This window comes from Pseudomonas sp. NS1(2017) (assembly GCF_002269425.1).
GTDB lineage: Bacteria > Pseudomonadota > Gammaproteobacteria > Pseudomonadales > Pseudomonadaceae > Aquipseudomonas > Aquipseudomonas reactans.
This window is the reverse complement of record NZ_CP022960.1, coordinates 5126850-5141929: the sequence shown is the minus strand read 5'-3', so window position 1 is coordinate 5141929 and position 15080 is coordinate 5126850. Positions and strand designations below refer to the sequence as shown.

Genomic DNA, 15080 nt, shown 5'->3' with positions numbered 1-15080 from the left:
CCGCACACAGCTGCCATAGAGCATGTTGCTCATGGCGCCTACAAATTCACGGGATCTCACACCCGATCGCTGATGTGCAGCGACGGAGCGAAGGCTAGCCAGTGGAGTGAGCAGGCGCAAGGCCGTGGGATTGTCTAGGAAACTTCCTGCAAATTAAAGCGATATGGATTGCTGGCCTTTAACAATGCATGACACAGGATCTGCCGAGCGACCTGACTGTGGCGAGCGGGCTTGCCCCGCGTTGGGGCGCGAAGCGGCCCTAAAACCTTACAATTCGGTATCGCGGTAATCCTGAATGGGGCTGCTTCGCAGCCCAACGCGGGGCAAGCCCGCTCGCCACAACAAGCCCACTGGCCACAACAAACCCATTCACCACAACAAGCTCGCTTACCACAGCAGGCGGGTTATTTGGGATAGAGCGGCGGCAAGCTGGTGGTATCCGCCGCCGGATCCACCTCACGCTCAGCCATCGGAATCGCCTTCACCGCACGCCACAGATCCTCACCCAGCCAGAAATGCCCACTCTCGCTGTACAGCGCGCCATTCAACCCATCCAACGCATCCGACAGCGGCACAAACCGCGCCGCCATATCCGCGAGCGTTTCCGGCTGCTGCCGCGCCCAGGCGTCGAGCGCCTGGCGGGTGGCTTGCGGGTCGTTGGCCTGGGTGGCGCGCTTGAGGTCGTCGAGCAGCGTACGCGGGCTCGGGCCGGTTTGCGCGGCGCGTAGCACGGCCGGTTGTCGACGTGCACGCCACCACAGGCCAAAACCCAGCAGGGTCGTGCAGGCAAGGACCAACGTGCTCAGTTGCCACAGCCACAGGCGTTCATCGTCCGGGGCGGTGATGACGGTGGGCGTGGCCGGGGTGTCCACTGCCAGGCTCGGGTTGATCGCGACCTGCACGGTGCGCGCGGGCAGGCTGGTGCGCTCCAGGTGATCTTCATGGGTGTTCCACCACACCACGTCCACGGCGGGCAGTTCCAGGCTGCCGGCGCGGGTGGGCACCAGGGCTTCGCGGTCTTCGCGGCTGCCGATCAGGCCACGCTCGTTGATCTGGTTGCCGAGCACCGGTTGGTCCGGGTAGCGGCGCAGGCCGTTGATCTCGGTGCTGGGCAGGGCCGGGAGTTGCGCGCTGGACAGGCCCTCGGCCTTGACCGTGAGGCTGCGGGTCAGGGAGTCGCCGACCTGCACATGCTCAGGCTCTGGGTTCCAGTGTTCGCTGAGGGTGAGGCTGCGTGCCGGCAGCCATGGTGTATCGGCGGGGTACAGCGCGGGCTTGGGTTTGACCACCAGCGGCAACTGCGCAGAACTGACGTGGATCAGCTTGCCGGGCTTGGTGCCTTGCAGGGTGTTTTCCTGGGGCGGGCGCGACTCCACCAGCGTCGCGCTGAAGGTCTGCGCCGGGATCGCCAGGGTGCCGCTGTGCTGCGGATAGATCGCGTAGCGGGTTTCGATCACGCCATGGCGGATGCTGTTGATGACCTTTTCGTAGGTGCGCGACTCGCCCAACTGCTCCACGCGCGCATCGGCAATCTGCAAGGGCGTGAGGCTGCTGTCGTCATACAGCGACACCGAGTGGTAGACGCGCACGGTCAACAGTGCCTGGGCCTGGACGTAGACGCTGGTCTGGTCGAGGTTGGCCTCGACAAACACCGGTGCCAGCTCGGCGGCGGTGTTCTGGCTGGCGGTTTCGACCACTTGCAGGCTGATCGGTTGGGTCTTGTACTCGCCCACTTGCAGGGGCGGGATGACCACTGTGCCGTTTTCCTTGGGCAGCAGGGTGATGATCCAGCGCGTGGTGGCGTGGTTATCGCCGCCCAGGGTGGTGAGTTGGTTGATCTGGCGCGTGCCGCTGACTTCGAACTGCGCATCCAGCGGCGACAAGTCGGGCTTGCCGAACTGCGTAACGTCGCTGGACTCCACCGTCAGTTCCACCGTTTCCCCGGAGTTGACGCGGCTGCGGTCGACGCTGGCGGTCAGGTTCGCCGCCTGGGCGTGGCCTGCCGAGAGGGCGAGCAGGAGCAGTAGGGTGGTGCGGCGGCTCATCGAGTCTTGTCCTGATGTTGTTGCTGTTCGTACCAGAATTTGCGGCGCAGCAGTTCGCCGGGGTTGTCCGGGATCTCCTGCAGCCATTGCTCCAGGGCCTGGCGGTGCTCACCGTCGAGGCTGGCATCATTGGGGCGCAGCGGCGGGGTGGTGGTCTGTTCGTCGCCCAGTTCGCTGCCCGGCACTTCGTTACCCGTGGTGTGCGGCGTGTTGCCGGGTTGGGTGTCGTCAGTCCCGGTTTCGCCTTGCCCTTGGGATGACGGCTCGCCACCTGTGGCGTTTTGCCCACTGGCGCCCGGTTGCGCAGTTTGGCCGGGTTGGGTGGTTTCGTCATCCTCGTTTTTTGCAGGCTCGGTGGGTTCCGGTTCGGCCTGTTCCTGCATCAGGGCTTCCACCAACGCCTTGTTTTTCAGCGCTGGTTGCAGGTCGGGCTGGGCTTCGAGGGCCTGTTCGTAGGCGTCGATGGCGGCTTCCAGTTCGCCGGACTTGGCCAGGGCGTTACCCCGATTGTAGTGGGAGTAGGCGTCATTGCCCTCGGCAAACAGCTTGATGGCCTCGGCATAGTTGCCGGCCTCGTAAAGCGCCACGCCTTTCCATTGCGGGTCCTGGAAGTGTTCGGCGGCTTCGGCGGGGCGCTTTTTCTTCAGCAGGTACTGGCCTTGCTGGTCGGGACGCAGCCACAAGTCTTGCAAGCCGAACGCATAGCTGGGCTGCGGCGCGCTCAACAGCAGCAGCGGCAGGCAGAACAACCAGCCACGCCGCCCGGCGCAGGCAGCGAGTAGCAACAAGGGCAGGAGCAGCCAGTAACCCTGGTCGGCCCAGGTGTCGAGGTGCAGCAGTTGGCCGTCGTTGCGCAAGGTTTGTGGCGGGTCAAGCACGCCGAGTTGACGCAGGTCCTTGTCGTCCAGCCGCGCAGCGCGGTAGCGGCCGCCCATTTCACTGGCGAAGGCCTTGAGTGTCGGGCTGTCGAGGCGCGGTACCAGGATCGCACCTTGTTCGTCCTTGAGGAACTCACCGCTTTCCTGGGTGACAGGCGTGCCTTCGCGGCTGCCGATGCCAAGGATCGACAGGGTGGGCGCCTGGGCGCTTTGTAGTATCAGACGAATGCCCTGGCGTTCCTGTTTGGACAGCGACGAACCAATCAGCAGCAGGCGACCCTGGCCGAGGCCACCTTGCTTGAGCAGGCCGAGGGCTTTCTCGACGGCCAGGTCGGCGCGATGGCCGGGCTCGGGCATGATCGACGGGCGCAAGGCTTCCAGCAGGTTGCGGCTGGTAGCCAGGTCGTCCGACAGTGGCACCAGGGTGTGTGCGCTGCCGGCATACACAACGATGGCGGTTTGCGCATCGGTGCGCGCCTGCAACAAGTCGTACAGCTTGCGGCGTGCCTGCTCCAGGCGGTTGGGCGGGCTGTCGGTGGCGAGCATTTCCGGGGTCAGTTCCAGCAGCACCACCAACGGGTCGGAAGGCTTCTGGCTGGACTGCTCCACGCGCTGCCAGCTCGGGCCGAGCAATGCCAGCACGGCCAGCAGCCAGGCAATGCCCAGCACTACCCAAGGCGATTTGCTCTCGCGACCGCTGCCACCACTGAGCAACACCGCGTGGAAGGCCGGCGGCAGGATCATCTGCCAGCGCCCGGCGCGCTTTTGCCGGTGCCACAGGTGCCACAGCAGCCAGCCAAGCAACGGCAGCAGCAACAACCACCACGGGCGAAACCAGTGCGGCCACAGGTCGATCATCGGCGCCTCCGCAAACGCAGGCGCTTGAGGCGCTGACGCCACTCAGGGTGTTGTTGCAGGAATATCCCCTTGCTCGACAATTTATTGAACAGCCGTTGCAGTGCGTTGTTCGGCCAGCGCTCCTGAATCACCAGCAACATGCTCAGCACCAAGGCCAGGGCCAGCGGCGCGCTGTACAGCGCCAGGGCCGGGCGCGCTTGGGTGGGTTGTTGTTCGACCGGTTCCAGTTGGTCGAGGGTTTCTTTGATCGCCTGCAACTCTTCACCATCGCGGGCACGGAAGTACTGGCCGCCGGTGGCTTCGGCGATGGCCTTGAGTGCTGGTTCGTCGAGGTCCAGGCTCGGGTTCACGCCCAGGATGCCCAGGGAACCGGTTTGTTCTGGGTCGGCACCGATGCCGATCGGGTAGATCTTCACGCCTTCCTCAGCCGCCAGGCGCGCGGCGGTCAGCGGGTCGATCTGCCCGGCGTTGTTGGCGCCGTCAGTGACCAGGATCAGCACGCGGCTCTGCGCCGGGCGCTGGCGCAGGCGTTTGAGGGCCAGGCCGATGGCGTCGCCAATGGCGGTGTTCTTGCCGGCGATGCCGATGCGCGCTTCATCCAGCCAGGCGCGCACGGTGCGGCGGTCGAAGGTCAGTGGTGCTTGCAGGTAGGCTTGGCTGCCGAAGAGGATCAGGCCGACGCGATCACCTTCGCGGCCTTCGAGGAAGTCGCCGAGCAAGTGTTTGACCAAGGTCAAGCGGCTCACGTCCTCGTCCTGCCAATTCATATCCGGGAAGTCCATGGACCCCGAAACGTCCACCGCCACCAGCAGATCGCGGCCACTCGCGGCAATCGGTAACGGTTCGCCGAGCCATTCCGGGCGCGCGGCAGCGGTCAGCAGCAGCAACCACAGCACCACGAACGGCGCTTGCTGGCGCCAGCCGGGCAGGTTGACGCGGGCGCGGCGACGGGCCAGGCCTTCAAGGTCGCTGAGGTAGCTGACCTTCAAGGCGGGCTCACCGCTGTCGGCGGCCGGCAGCACAAGGCGCATCAACCACGGCAAGGGCAACAGGGCGAAGATCCACGGCCAGGCGAACTCAAACATGTTTGCGAATCCAGGTGTCGACGGCCTGGGTCAGGCCGGCGATGGCCTTGTCATCGAGCTTGCATTCGGGTTTGTAGGCGCCTTCTACCAATACCATCCAGCGCGTGAGGCCGGCGGCGGGGCAGCGGTTGTCGAGGAACGCCAGCCATTTGCGGCCGTTGAGGGTGTGGCTCTGGCTGTAGGGGTAGTCGTTGCGGCACAGGCGCTTGAGCAGGCCATTGAGTTGTTGCAGCCAGGCACCGGCAGGCGCGCCATCGTAAGGCTTGGGCATTAACGCAAGCTCTGCGAGGGCGGCGATGCGCAGCGGGTCCAGCGGTTGTTCGGCACGGGCGATGGGGCGGCGAGTCGGCAGAAAACGGCGCAGTGACCACAGGCCCCAACCGAGCAACGGAATCACCAGCAGCAACAGCCACCAACCCGGCGCGGGCGGCCAGAAGCCGATGGCGGGTGGGGCGATCAGCGGTTGCAGTTGGTCAAGGCTGCTCATTGTTTTTTAACCGGACGTTGCGGGTTGAGGTATTCGCGCAGTTGCTCGACCATTTCGCTTTGGGTGCTCAGGGGCATCAACAGCACGCGCAGTTTCTGCGCGAGCAGCTCCCAGCGTGCAATGCGCGCTTCGGCCTGGGCCTTGTAGGCCTGGCGCAGGTCGAAATTCAGCGTGTCCAGTTCCAACTGGGCGCCGCGTTCGGCGAAACGTAGCAGCCCGGCGGCGGGCAGGGCGTGGTCGAGCGGATCGGAAATCGGCAACAGCAGCAGATCGCAATGCCGCGACAGCAAGCTCAACTGTTGCTCGGCGCCTTCAGTCAACGCGCGCTCATCGCAGATCACAATCACCAGGCTGCCGGGGCGCAGCACTTCGCGGCCACGGCGCAGGGCCATGCCGAGGGCGTCGGCTTCAGGGCGGCTTTCGGTGCTCAGGCTCTGGTTGACGCGCACCAGGCGGTTGAGCAATTGCAGCAGGCTTTGCTTGCTGCGGCGCGGCTTGATTTCGTAGTGCTCGTTGTCGCCGAACACCAGCCCGCCGACACGGTCGTTATGCCCCAGCGCGGCCCAGCCGATCAGGCTGGCGGCCTGGGCGGCCAGCACCGACTTGAACATCTGCCCCGAGCCGAAAAACAGCCGGCAGCTTTGCTCCACCATGATGAAGATCGGCCGTTCGCGCTCTTCATGGAACAGCTTGGTGTGCGGCTCCTGGGTGCGTGCGGTCACGCGCCAGTCGATGGTGCGCACATCGTCGCCGGCCTGGTATACGCGCACCTGGTCGAAGTCGACCCCGCGCCCGCGCAGCTTGGAATGATGCAGGCCGATCAACGGGCTGCGTTGGCTCGGCGTGGAAAATAGCTGCACTTCGCGCACGCGATGGCGCATCTCGATCAATTCGCTGAGCGTGACGCGGATCCCATCACCGGCGTTCATGGGTTTCAAGCGACGGCAACGACGTCGAGAATGCGCTGCACCACACGGTCCTGGTCAATGCCGGCGGCTTCGGCTTCAAACGAAAGAATGATGCGATGGCGCAGCACGTCGAACAGTACCGCCTGGATATCTTCCGGGCTGACGAAGTCGCGACCGGCCAGCCAGGCATGGGCGCGGGCACAGCGGTCAAGGGCGATGGAACCGCGTGGGCTGGCACCGTAGGCGATCCACTCGGCCATTTCCGGGTCGAACTTGGCCGGCGTGCGCGTGGCCATCACCAGTTGCACCAGGTATTCCTCCACGGCGTCGGCCATGTACAGACCGAGGATTTCCTTGCGCGCGGCGAAGATGGCTTGCTGGCTGACACGCCGCTCTGGCTTGGTTTCGCCGTTGAGCGCTTCACCACGGGCTTGTTGCAGGATGCGTCGCTCGACGGCGGCGTCCGGAAAGCCGATTTTCACATGCATCAGGAAACGGTCGAGCTGGGCTTCGGGCAGCGGGTAGGTGCCTTCCTGCTCGATGGGGTTCTGCGTGGCCATCACCAGGAACAGCGGCGACAAGTCATACGTGCTGCGCCCGACGCTGACCTGGCGCTCGGCCATGGCCTCCAGCAAGGCCGACTGGACCTTGGCCGGGGCGCGGTTGATTTCGTCCGCCAGCACCAGGTTGTGGAAGATCGGCCCTTGCTGGAACACGAAGCTGCCGGTTTCCGGGCGATAGATCTCGGTGCCGGTGATGTCGGCGGGCAACAGGTCGGGGGTGAACTGGATGCGATGGAACTGCGCTTCGATGCCTTCGGCCAACTCTTTAATGGCCTTGGTCTTGGCCAGGCCCGGCGCGCCTTCCACCAGCATATGGCCGTCGGCGAGCAAGGCGATCAACAGGCGATCGATGAGTTTTTCCTGGCCGAGAATCTGCGTAGAAAGAAAGGTTCGCAGCGCAAGCAGCGCTTCACGATGTTCCATCGATGACGGTTCCTGGAGAGATGAGCCCGGTGGTCGAGAAAAAACACCGGGCTTGGGAGGCTTACTTTAATGCATCGAAGGGGCTGGCGACTAACGGCGTAACGGGTATTTTTGGCAAAACTTGTAGGATTTTTGTGTGCGAGGCATCACGCGCGGACGTAGGTGCCAGTGCCTTTGAGGATGTTTTGCAGGGTTTCCTCGACTTCGGCCAGGTCCGACGCGCTAGTGGCGTGGGTGATCTCAAGCTGGTCCTTGCCGCCGAGTGCATCGGCATCGCCTGCGGCCAGCTCAACCAGCAGGGTTGTGGCGCCCAGGGTGATTTTCAGCCCATCCAGGGTCGACGGTTCGTAATCCCAGGTCAGTTCCACTTCGTCTTCATCCGGGTAACGGGTCAGCATGAACATCTCGCCGTTCTTGCCGTGGCAGCACAGCATCGCCATATTGTCTTCTTCGTCGTCGCACGGGGTGACCATCAGGGCGTCGGTTTTCAATTGCAACATCGGGAATCCTGTCTGGGGTAGGGCGTAATGCGGGCAATTGTGCCATTGCGGCGAATTTTGTGCTGCATCCTGTGTCAGACCCAGTGCATGACCTGACGGGCAATATCAGTCATTTCTGGTACTCGCGGACATTGAAATAGCCGGTTTTTTTGCCGGATATTGAGGGTTGCCCAAGTCGCAACCCCACGCCTGCTTACCGATGACCGAATATGTCGCAGCGTCGCAAGCAGTGGGCTTCCCACACTCGTTAAGCTGCGCAACGGATGTGCATGAGCCAGGCGCCTGACCTGCCCGTCGTACCGTCACCCGGCAAGGTGCGCATCTTATGGAAGTTGTATGTGACCTCATTGTCTTGTCCAGCTTCACCCACCTGTCACCCTGATTCGCTAGTGTGCTTATATCAGTACCAGCGAACAGCGCTGACGGTCTCCCCGCAAGGGGATAACACGCGACGCTTCCATCAATAACAAGCCCAAGCGGAGTACCACAGATGGCGTTCTTCACCGCAGCCAGCAAGGCCGACTTCCAGCATCAACTGCAAGCGGCACTGGCGCAGCACATCAGTGAACAGGCACTGCCACAAGTGGCGCTGTTTGCTGAACAATTCTTCGGCATCATTTCCCTGGACGAACTGACCCAGCGTCGCCTTTCCGACCTGGCCGGTTGCACTCTTTCTGCGTGGCGCCTGCTTGAGCGCTTTGACCACACCCAACCGCAAGTGCGGGTCTACAACCCCGATTACGAACGTCATGGCTGGCAGTCGACCCACACGGCGGTCGAAGTGCTGCACCATGACCTGCCGTTCCTGGTGGACTCGGTGCGTACCGAGCTGAACCGTCGCGGCTACAGCATCCACACTTTGCAGACCACCGTGCTCAGCGTACGCCGTGGCGCCAAGGGCGAGCTGCTGGAGATCCTGCCAAAAGGCACCCAGGGCGAAGGCATCCTGCAAGAATCGCTGATGTACCTGGAGATCGACCGCTGTGCCAACGCCGCCGAACTGAATGTGCTGAGCAAAGAGCTTGAGCAGGTATTGGGCGAAGTGCGCGTGGCCGTGGCCGATTTCGAACCGATGAAAGCCAAGGTCCAGGACCTGCTGGCCGGTATCGACGCCAGCCAGTTCAGCATCGACGGCGAAGAAAAAGCCGAGATCAAGAACTTCCTCGAATGGCTGGTGGGCAACCACTTCACCTTCCTCGGCTATGAGGAGTTCGTGGTACGTGACGAGGCCGACGGCGGTCATATCGAATATGACGCCAGCTCGTTCCTCGGCCTGACCAAACTGCTGCGCGCCGGCCTCACCGCCGACGACCTGCGCATCGAAGACTACGCCGTGGCCTACCTGCGTGAACCGACGGTGCTGTCGTTCGCCAAGGCTGCACACCCGAGCCGCGTGCACCGCCCGGCGTATCCGGACTACGTGTCGATCCGCGAAATCAGCGCCGACGGCACAGTGATCAAGGAACACCGCTTCATGGGCCTGTACACCTCGTCGGTGTATGGCGAAAGCGTGCGGGTGATTCCGTATATCCGTCGCAAGGTTGCGGAAATCGAACGCCGTTCGGGCTTCCAGCCCAAGGCTCACCTGGGCAAGGAACTGGCACAAGTCGTTGAAGTCTTGCCACGTGACGACCTGTTCCAGACCCCGGTCGACGAGCTGTTCAGCACCGTGATGTCGATCGTGCAGATCCAGGAACGCAACAAGATCCGCGTATTCCTGCGCAAAGACCCATACGGTCGTTTCTGCTACTGCCTGGCCTACGTGCCACGCGACATCTATTCCACCGAAGTGCGCCAGAAGATCCAGCAAGTGCTGATGGATCGCCTGAAGGCCTCGGACTGCGAGTTCTGGACCTTCTTCTCCGAGTCCGTGCTGGCCCGTGTGCAGTTGATCCTGCGCGTAGACCCGAAGAACCGCCTGGACATCGACCCGCTGCAACTGGAAAAAGAAGTTGTACAGGCGTGCCGCAGTTGGCAGGACGACTACTCCAGCCTCGTCGTCGAAAGCTTTGGCGAGGCCCACGGCACCAACGTGCTGGCGGATTTCCCGAAAGGCTTCCCGGCCGGTTACCGCGAGCGTTTCGCTGCGCATTCGGCCGTAGTCGATATGCAGCACCTGAACAGCCTGACCGAAGCCAACCCACTGGTGATGAGTTTTTATCAGCCAATGGGGCAGGGGTCCGATCAACGCGAGCTGCATTGCAAGCTCTACCACGCCGACACCCCGCTGGCGCTGTCCGACGTGTTGCCGATCCTGGAAAACCTGGGCCTGCGTGTGCTGGGTGAATTCCCGTACCGCCTGCGTCATGCCAATGGCCGTGAGTTCTGGATCCATGACTTTGCGTTCATCGCCGCCGAAGGCGTGAACCTGGACATCCAGCAGCTTAACGACACCCTGCAGGATGCGTTTGTGCACATCGTGCATGGCGACGCCGAAAACGATGCGTTCAACCGTCTGGTGCTAACTGCCGGCCTGCCATGGCGCGACGTGGCGCTGCTGCGTGCCTACGCCCGTTACCTGAAGCAGATCCGCCTGGGCTTCGACCTGGGTTACATCGCCAGCACCCTGAACAACCACACCGATATCGCCCGCGAGTTGACCCGGTTGTTCAAGACCCGTTTCTACCTGGCGCGCAAGCTCACCGCCGAAGACCTGGAAGACAAGCAGCAACGCCTGGAACAAGCGATTCTTTCGGCCCTGGACGACGTCCAGGTGCTCAACGAAGACCGCATCCTGCGTCGCTACCTGGACCTGATCAAGGCCACCCTGCGCACCAACTTCTACCAGACTGACGCCAACGGCCAGAACAAATCGTACTTCAGCTTCAAGTTCAACCCGCACGCGATCCCTGAACTGCCTAAGCCAGTGCCGAAGTTTGAAATCTTCGTGTACTCGCCACGGGTTGAAGGCGTGCACCTACGCTTTGGCAACGTCGCGCGCGGCGGCCTGCGTTGGTCCGACCGTGAAGAAGACTTCCGTACCGAAGTGCTCGGCCTGGTAAAAGCCCAGCAAGTGAAAAACTCGGTCATCGTGCCGGTGGGTGCGAAGGGCGGCTTCCTGCCGCGTCGCCTGCCACTGGGCGGCAGCCGTGACGAGATTGCGGCCGAGGGCATCGCCTGCTACCGCATCTTCATCTCGGGCCTGTTGGACATCACCGACAACCTGAAGGATGGCGCCCTGGTGCCACCGGCCAACGTCGTGCGTCATGACGACGATGACCCGTACCTGGTCGTCGCAGCGGACAAGGGCACTGCGACCTTCTCCGACATCGCCAACGGCATCGCCATCGACTACGGCTTCTGGCTGGGTGACGCGTTCGCGTCCGGCGGTTCCGCTGGTTACGACCACAAGAAAATGGGCATCACCGCCAAGGGCGCGTGGGTCGGTGTGCAGCGTCACTTCCGTGAGCGCGGCATCAACGTGCAGGAAGACAGCATCACCGTGGTCGGCGTCGGCGACATGGCCGGTGACGTGTTCGGTAACGGTTTGTTGATGTCCGACAAGCTGCAACTGGTCGCAGCGTTCAACCACCTGCATATCTTCATCGATCCAAACCCGAACCCGGCGACCAGCTTCGTCGAGCGCCAGCGCATGTTCGAGCTGCCGCGTTCGGCCTGGACCGACTACGACACCAGCATCATGTCCGAAGGCGGCGGTATCTTCTCGCGCAGCGCGAAGAGCATTGCCATCTCGCCACAGATGAAAGAACGCTTCGACATCTCAGCCGACAAACTGACCCCGACCGAACTGCTGAACGCCTTGCTCAAGGCACCGGTGGACCTGTTGTGGAACGGCGGTATTGGCACCTACGTCAAGGCCAGCACCGAGAGCCATGCCGACGTGGGCGACAAGGCCAACGACGCCCTGCGCGTGAACGGCAACGAACTGCGCTGCAAGGTAGTGGGCGAGGGCGGCAACCTCGGCATGACCCAACTGGGTCGCGTGGAATTCGGCCTCAATGGCGGCGGTTCCAACACTGACTTTATCGACAACGCCGGTGGCGTGGACTGCTCCGACCACGAAGTGAACATCAAGATCCTGCTCAACGAAGTGGTGCAGGCCGGTGACATGACCGACAAGCAACGCAACCAGTTGCTGGCGAGCATGACCGACGAAGTCGGCAACCTGGTGTTGGGCAACAACTACAAGCAGACCCAGGCCCTGTCCCTGGCCGCACGCCGTGCCTACGAGCGTGCCGCCGAGTACAAGCGCCTGATGAGCGACCTGGAAGGCCGTGGCAAGCTGGACCGCGCCATCGAGTACCTGCCGACCGAGGAGCAGCTCACCGAGCGCGCCGCGAATGGCAAGGGCCTGACCCGTCCGGAGCTGTCGGTGCTGATCTCGTACAGCAAGATCGACCTCAAGGAAGCGCTGCTCAAGTCCCTGGTGCCGGATGACGACTACCTGACCCGTGACATGGAGACCGCGTTCCCGCCGAGCCTGGTCGCCAAGTTCTCCGAGGCCATGCGTCGCCACCGCCTGAAGCGTGAGATCGTCAGCACCCAGATCGCCAACGACCTGGTCAACCACATGGGCATCACCTTCGTTCAACGACTCAAAGAGTCGACCGGCATGAGCCCGGCGAACGTGGCGGGGGCTTATGTGATCGTGCGTGACATCTTCCACCTCCCGCACTGGTTCCGTCAGATTGAAGCCCTGGACCACCAGGTTTCCGCTGACGTGCAACTGGAGCTGATGGACGAACTGATGCGCCTGGGCCGCCGTGCTACACGCTGGTTCCTGCGCAGCCGTCGCAACGAGCAAGACGCTGGTCGTGACACCGCGCACTTCGGTCCGCACCTGGCAGCGCTGGGCCTCAAGCTCGACGAACTGCTGGAAGGCCCGACCCGCGAAGGCTGGCAGAACCGCTACGGCAAATACACCGAAGCCGGTGTGCCGGAGTTGTTGGCGCGTATGGTTGCAGGCACGACGCACCTGTACACCTTGCTGCCGATCATCGAAGCCGCTGACGTGACCGGGCATGACGCCGCCGAAGTGGCCAAGGCCTACTTCGCCGTCGGCAGCGCCCTGGACCTGCCATGGTACCTGCAGCAGATCAGTGATCTGCCGGTGGCCAACAACTGGCAGGCCCAGGCCCGTGAAGCCTTCCGCGATGACGTGGACTGGCAGCAACGCGCAATCACCATCTCCGTGCTGCAAATGGCCGACGCGCCACAAGACATGGAAGCCCGTGTGGCCCTGTGGCTTGAGCAGCACAAGGACATGGCGGAGCGTTGGGTGGCGATGATGGTGGAAATTCGTGCCGCTGTGGGTACGGACTACGCCATGTACGCGGTGGCCAACCGTGAGTTGCTGGACCTGGCGTTGAGCGGTCAGTCGGTGCTGCAACCGGCTTGATTCAGCGGTAAGACGAAAAGCCCCGTATCTTGAGATACGGGGCTTTTTTTTGCTCAGAAACTGGCGTTACCGAGGCAGGGCTGAATGACTCTTTTCAACCCGTTGTTGTTGGCAGGCAACAAGAACGTTGCGGTCAGCGGCTTGTCACCCTCTTTGGCGGGCGCTATTGAGAGTTTTAGTGTCTGGCCGCGCGAGGCATCGCTGGCCCAGTAGGCTAGTTCGTCGTGGGGAACAGTCGCATTGAGCGCAAATACTGTACCGATCTGGAATGCCCCGCCGTAGGTCCAGACGCCGTTTACCGAGTGTTCGATGCTCGTGCGTGTCGCCGTAGTGATGCGCAACGGCCCATCGGCGCTGGCATCTGGACCTTCGAAGGGGGTGACGTCAAAGCCCAGCGCAGCCGGAGTGATCTGCAGTGCAAGGCTGGCGGTCGGGCTCTGTGGGTGACAGCTGATCTCAAGGCTGGCCTTGACGTGGTAGTCACCGTAAGCGCTGCCACCGAAGGTGCGGGCGGTTAACATCGGGCCATCCGCGTAGGGTTGTTCAAGCAACCACACGGGGGCTGCCGGGGTGATGATGTAAGTCCCGGCAGTTAACGCGTCGCTGGCCCGTACATAGGCACTGAATTGTGTCACAACCAGGCCAATGACCAGTGCGAAAGTGAGGGGGTGCATAGTGCTATTCATCCATGTGCAAGGCTTTGGGAATGAATGCAATTCTGCAGTTCTATAACCGTCCGTGCTGTCGGGGATTTCGTAGATCAGCGTTGTAATTGTAGTCAGTCAGGGTGGGCTGCCCAGTGCTCCTGCCACGCGCAATACGTGCAGGCTTTCGCTTCAAATTGCGCAATGATCAGTGAAGTCAATGGTACCAGCCTGTTGAGAGGTTGTGCCGAGAGGGCACCTATCATGGCGGCCAGTTGTAAACAATAACCGGATCGACCCCCGCGCGGTTCATACGAAATTGCTCTCACACATATTTATTATTGGCGAGTGTAATTGGTAAGCCTGCATCGGCGAACATAAAGGTATTAAGCTTGCGCCGTATTAAAACAAAAAATAATAAGGGTGGAGTTACGCATTGAGTAATACGACAAGCGGTGTTTGGCTTGTACTGACTGAAAGGTGATAAGGTATTGTTTTTTATTATTTTTCTGTTGTGTGTTCAGGTGTTTTCAGTTCGGCTCAATGGTTGACCTGTTAAGTTTGACAGTAGCCAGGGGCGGAGCGGGCGAGCAGATTAAGAGGCGTGAATTTACTGCTGAGGAGTATAGAAAATGCAATGTATCGAGGAAGGTAGTGTAGCGACATATAAAAGTGACGAGCTTGTGGGGTGTGCGATTTCGTCCACGGCAGCAAGCGGAACTGGTTTTCTCTTGTCGGCGAAAATTGCAACTCTTGCGCAAGGCTCTATACATAAGGTTAGTGCCTCTACGCATGCGGATGCTAAGTTGGCTGGTGGCTTTATGGTCTATCCGTATATAAGTAACACATTGTGGCAGCAGATTCAGGCGGTAATTGGTAGAGGCAAGGGGGCGCTGCTACAGCAGTACTTCGGCTCGCTTGTCGCGGAGGATGCGTTAGACCCTAATCTTTATAAAATTTCCCTTGGTTGGTTTAAATCATACGTGCTGAAAGAAGATGCTGGATACCTCGCAGTCGGGCAGGTGCTCAGGTGTGCCAATATAATTGATCCAGAAATTTATGGTGTTGTCAGCGGTGAGGAGTACCAACGGCGACTGGGTACTCGCGATGAAATTGCACTAACGCCAATCGTGGAAATTAAATGGTTGGAGTTGTCCCCTATAAATGAAACTCAGGCGGTGAGACCCAAAACGCCACAATGGCTCATAGATCATTATAAGAACAACTATGACCCTTGGATGGGGGCTTACGAAGAAGTTCAAAAGCAAATCAAAGACGCTGAAGACGGGCTTTGATGTGTGGTGCGCTGGCTCGCGTGCTGAAATGGCGA

Annotated in this window: 10 protein-coding genes and 1 pseudogene; 2 read left to right on the top strand and 9 right to left on the bottom strand. The window is 61.4% G+C overall.

What is annotated here, in order from left to right; translation table 11 throughout:
- Positions 1-404: 404 nt before the first annotated feature.
- The 7 genes from CI807_RS23965 to CI807_RS23935 all read right to left on the bottom strand — a co-directional run bounded on the left by CI807_RS23965 (position 405) and on the right by CI807_RS23935 (position 7747).
- Positions 405-2045, bottom strand: a complete 1641-nt coding sequence (locus tag CI807_RS23965) for a BatD family protein (RefSeq protein ID WP_095016505.1) — start codon at positions 2043-2045, stop codon at positions 405-407.
- A complete protein-coding gene (locus tag CI807_RS23960; RefSeq protein ID WP_095016504.1) occupies positions 2042-3781 on the bottom strand; it encodes a tetratricopeptide repeat protein in 1740 nt (579 codons plus the stop codon). Before CI807_RS23960 ends, CI807_RS23965 begins: the two co-directional genes overlap by 4 nt.
- Positions 3778-4866 carry a VWA domain-containing protein gene (locus CI807_RS23955; RefSeq protein ID WP_095016503.1) on the bottom strand — a complete coding sequence of 363 codons (1089 nt, stop codon included), beginning with the start codon at positions 4864-4866 and terminating at the stop codon, positions 3778-3780. Before CI807_RS23955 ends, CI807_RS23960 begins: the two co-directional genes overlap by 4 nt.
- Entirely contained in the window at positions 4859-5353 is a 495-nt protein-coding gene (locus tag CI807_RS23950; protein ID WP_028616472.1) for a DUF4381 domain-containing protein, read from the bottom strand. The genes CI807_RS23955 and CI807_RS23950 overlap by 8 nt, the downstream gene beginning before the upstream one ends.
- A complete protein-coding gene (locus CI807_RS23945) occupies positions 5350-6282 on the bottom strand; it encodes a DUF58 domain-containing protein (protein WP_095016502.1) in 933 nt (310 codons plus the stop codon). Before CI807_RS23945 ends, CI807_RS23950 begins: the two co-directional genes overlap by 4 nt.
- A 5-nt stretch (positions 6283-6287) precedes the next feature.
- Complete coding sequence (locus CI807_RS23940) at positions 6288-7247, bottom strand: MoxR family ATPase (protein ID WP_003174327.1); 960 nt, start codon at positions 7245-7247, stop codon at positions 6288-6290.
- 146 nt (positions 7248-7393) lie between these two features.
- Complete coding sequence (locus CI807_RS23935; RefSeq protein WP_095016501.1) at positions 7394-7747, bottom strand: hypothetical protein; 354 nt, start codon at positions 7745-7747, stop codon at positions 7394-7396.
- Between the two features lie 490 nt (positions 7748-8237).
- Between CI807_RS23935 and CI807_RS23930 the strand changes: the two genes are divergently transcribed.
- Positions 8238-13106: an NAD-glutamate dehydrogenase gene (locus tag CI807_RS23930; protein WP_095016500.1), complete on the top strand. Its 4869-nt coding sequence runs from the start codon at positions 8238-8240 to the stop codon at positions 13104-13106.
- A gap of 53 nt (positions 13107-13159) precedes the next feature.
- Here CI807_RS23930 and CI807_RS23925 read toward each other — a convergent pair whose 3' ends face one another.
- Both CI807_RS23925 and CI807_RS31905 read right to left on the bottom strand, forming a co-directional pair.
- Positions 13160-13780: a hypothetical protein gene (locus CI807_RS23925; RefSeq protein WP_095016499.1), complete on the bottom strand. Its 621-nt coding sequence runs from the start codon at positions 13778-13780 to the stop codon at positions 13160-13162.
- Positions 13781-13899: 119 nt separating this feature from the next.
- A pseudogene (locus CI807_RS31905) lies at positions 13900-14031 on the bottom strand (GntR family transcriptional regulator); the annotation flags it as partial.
- A gap of 351 nt (positions 14032-14382) precedes the next feature.
- Between CI807_RS31905 and CI807_RS23915 the strand changes: the two are divergent.
- A complete protein-coding gene (locus CI807_RS23915; RefSeq protein ID WP_095016498.1) occupies positions 14383-15045 on the top strand; it encodes a hypothetical protein in 663 nt (220 codons plus the stop codon).
- The last annotated feature ends 35 nt before the right edge of the window (positions 15046-15080 follow it).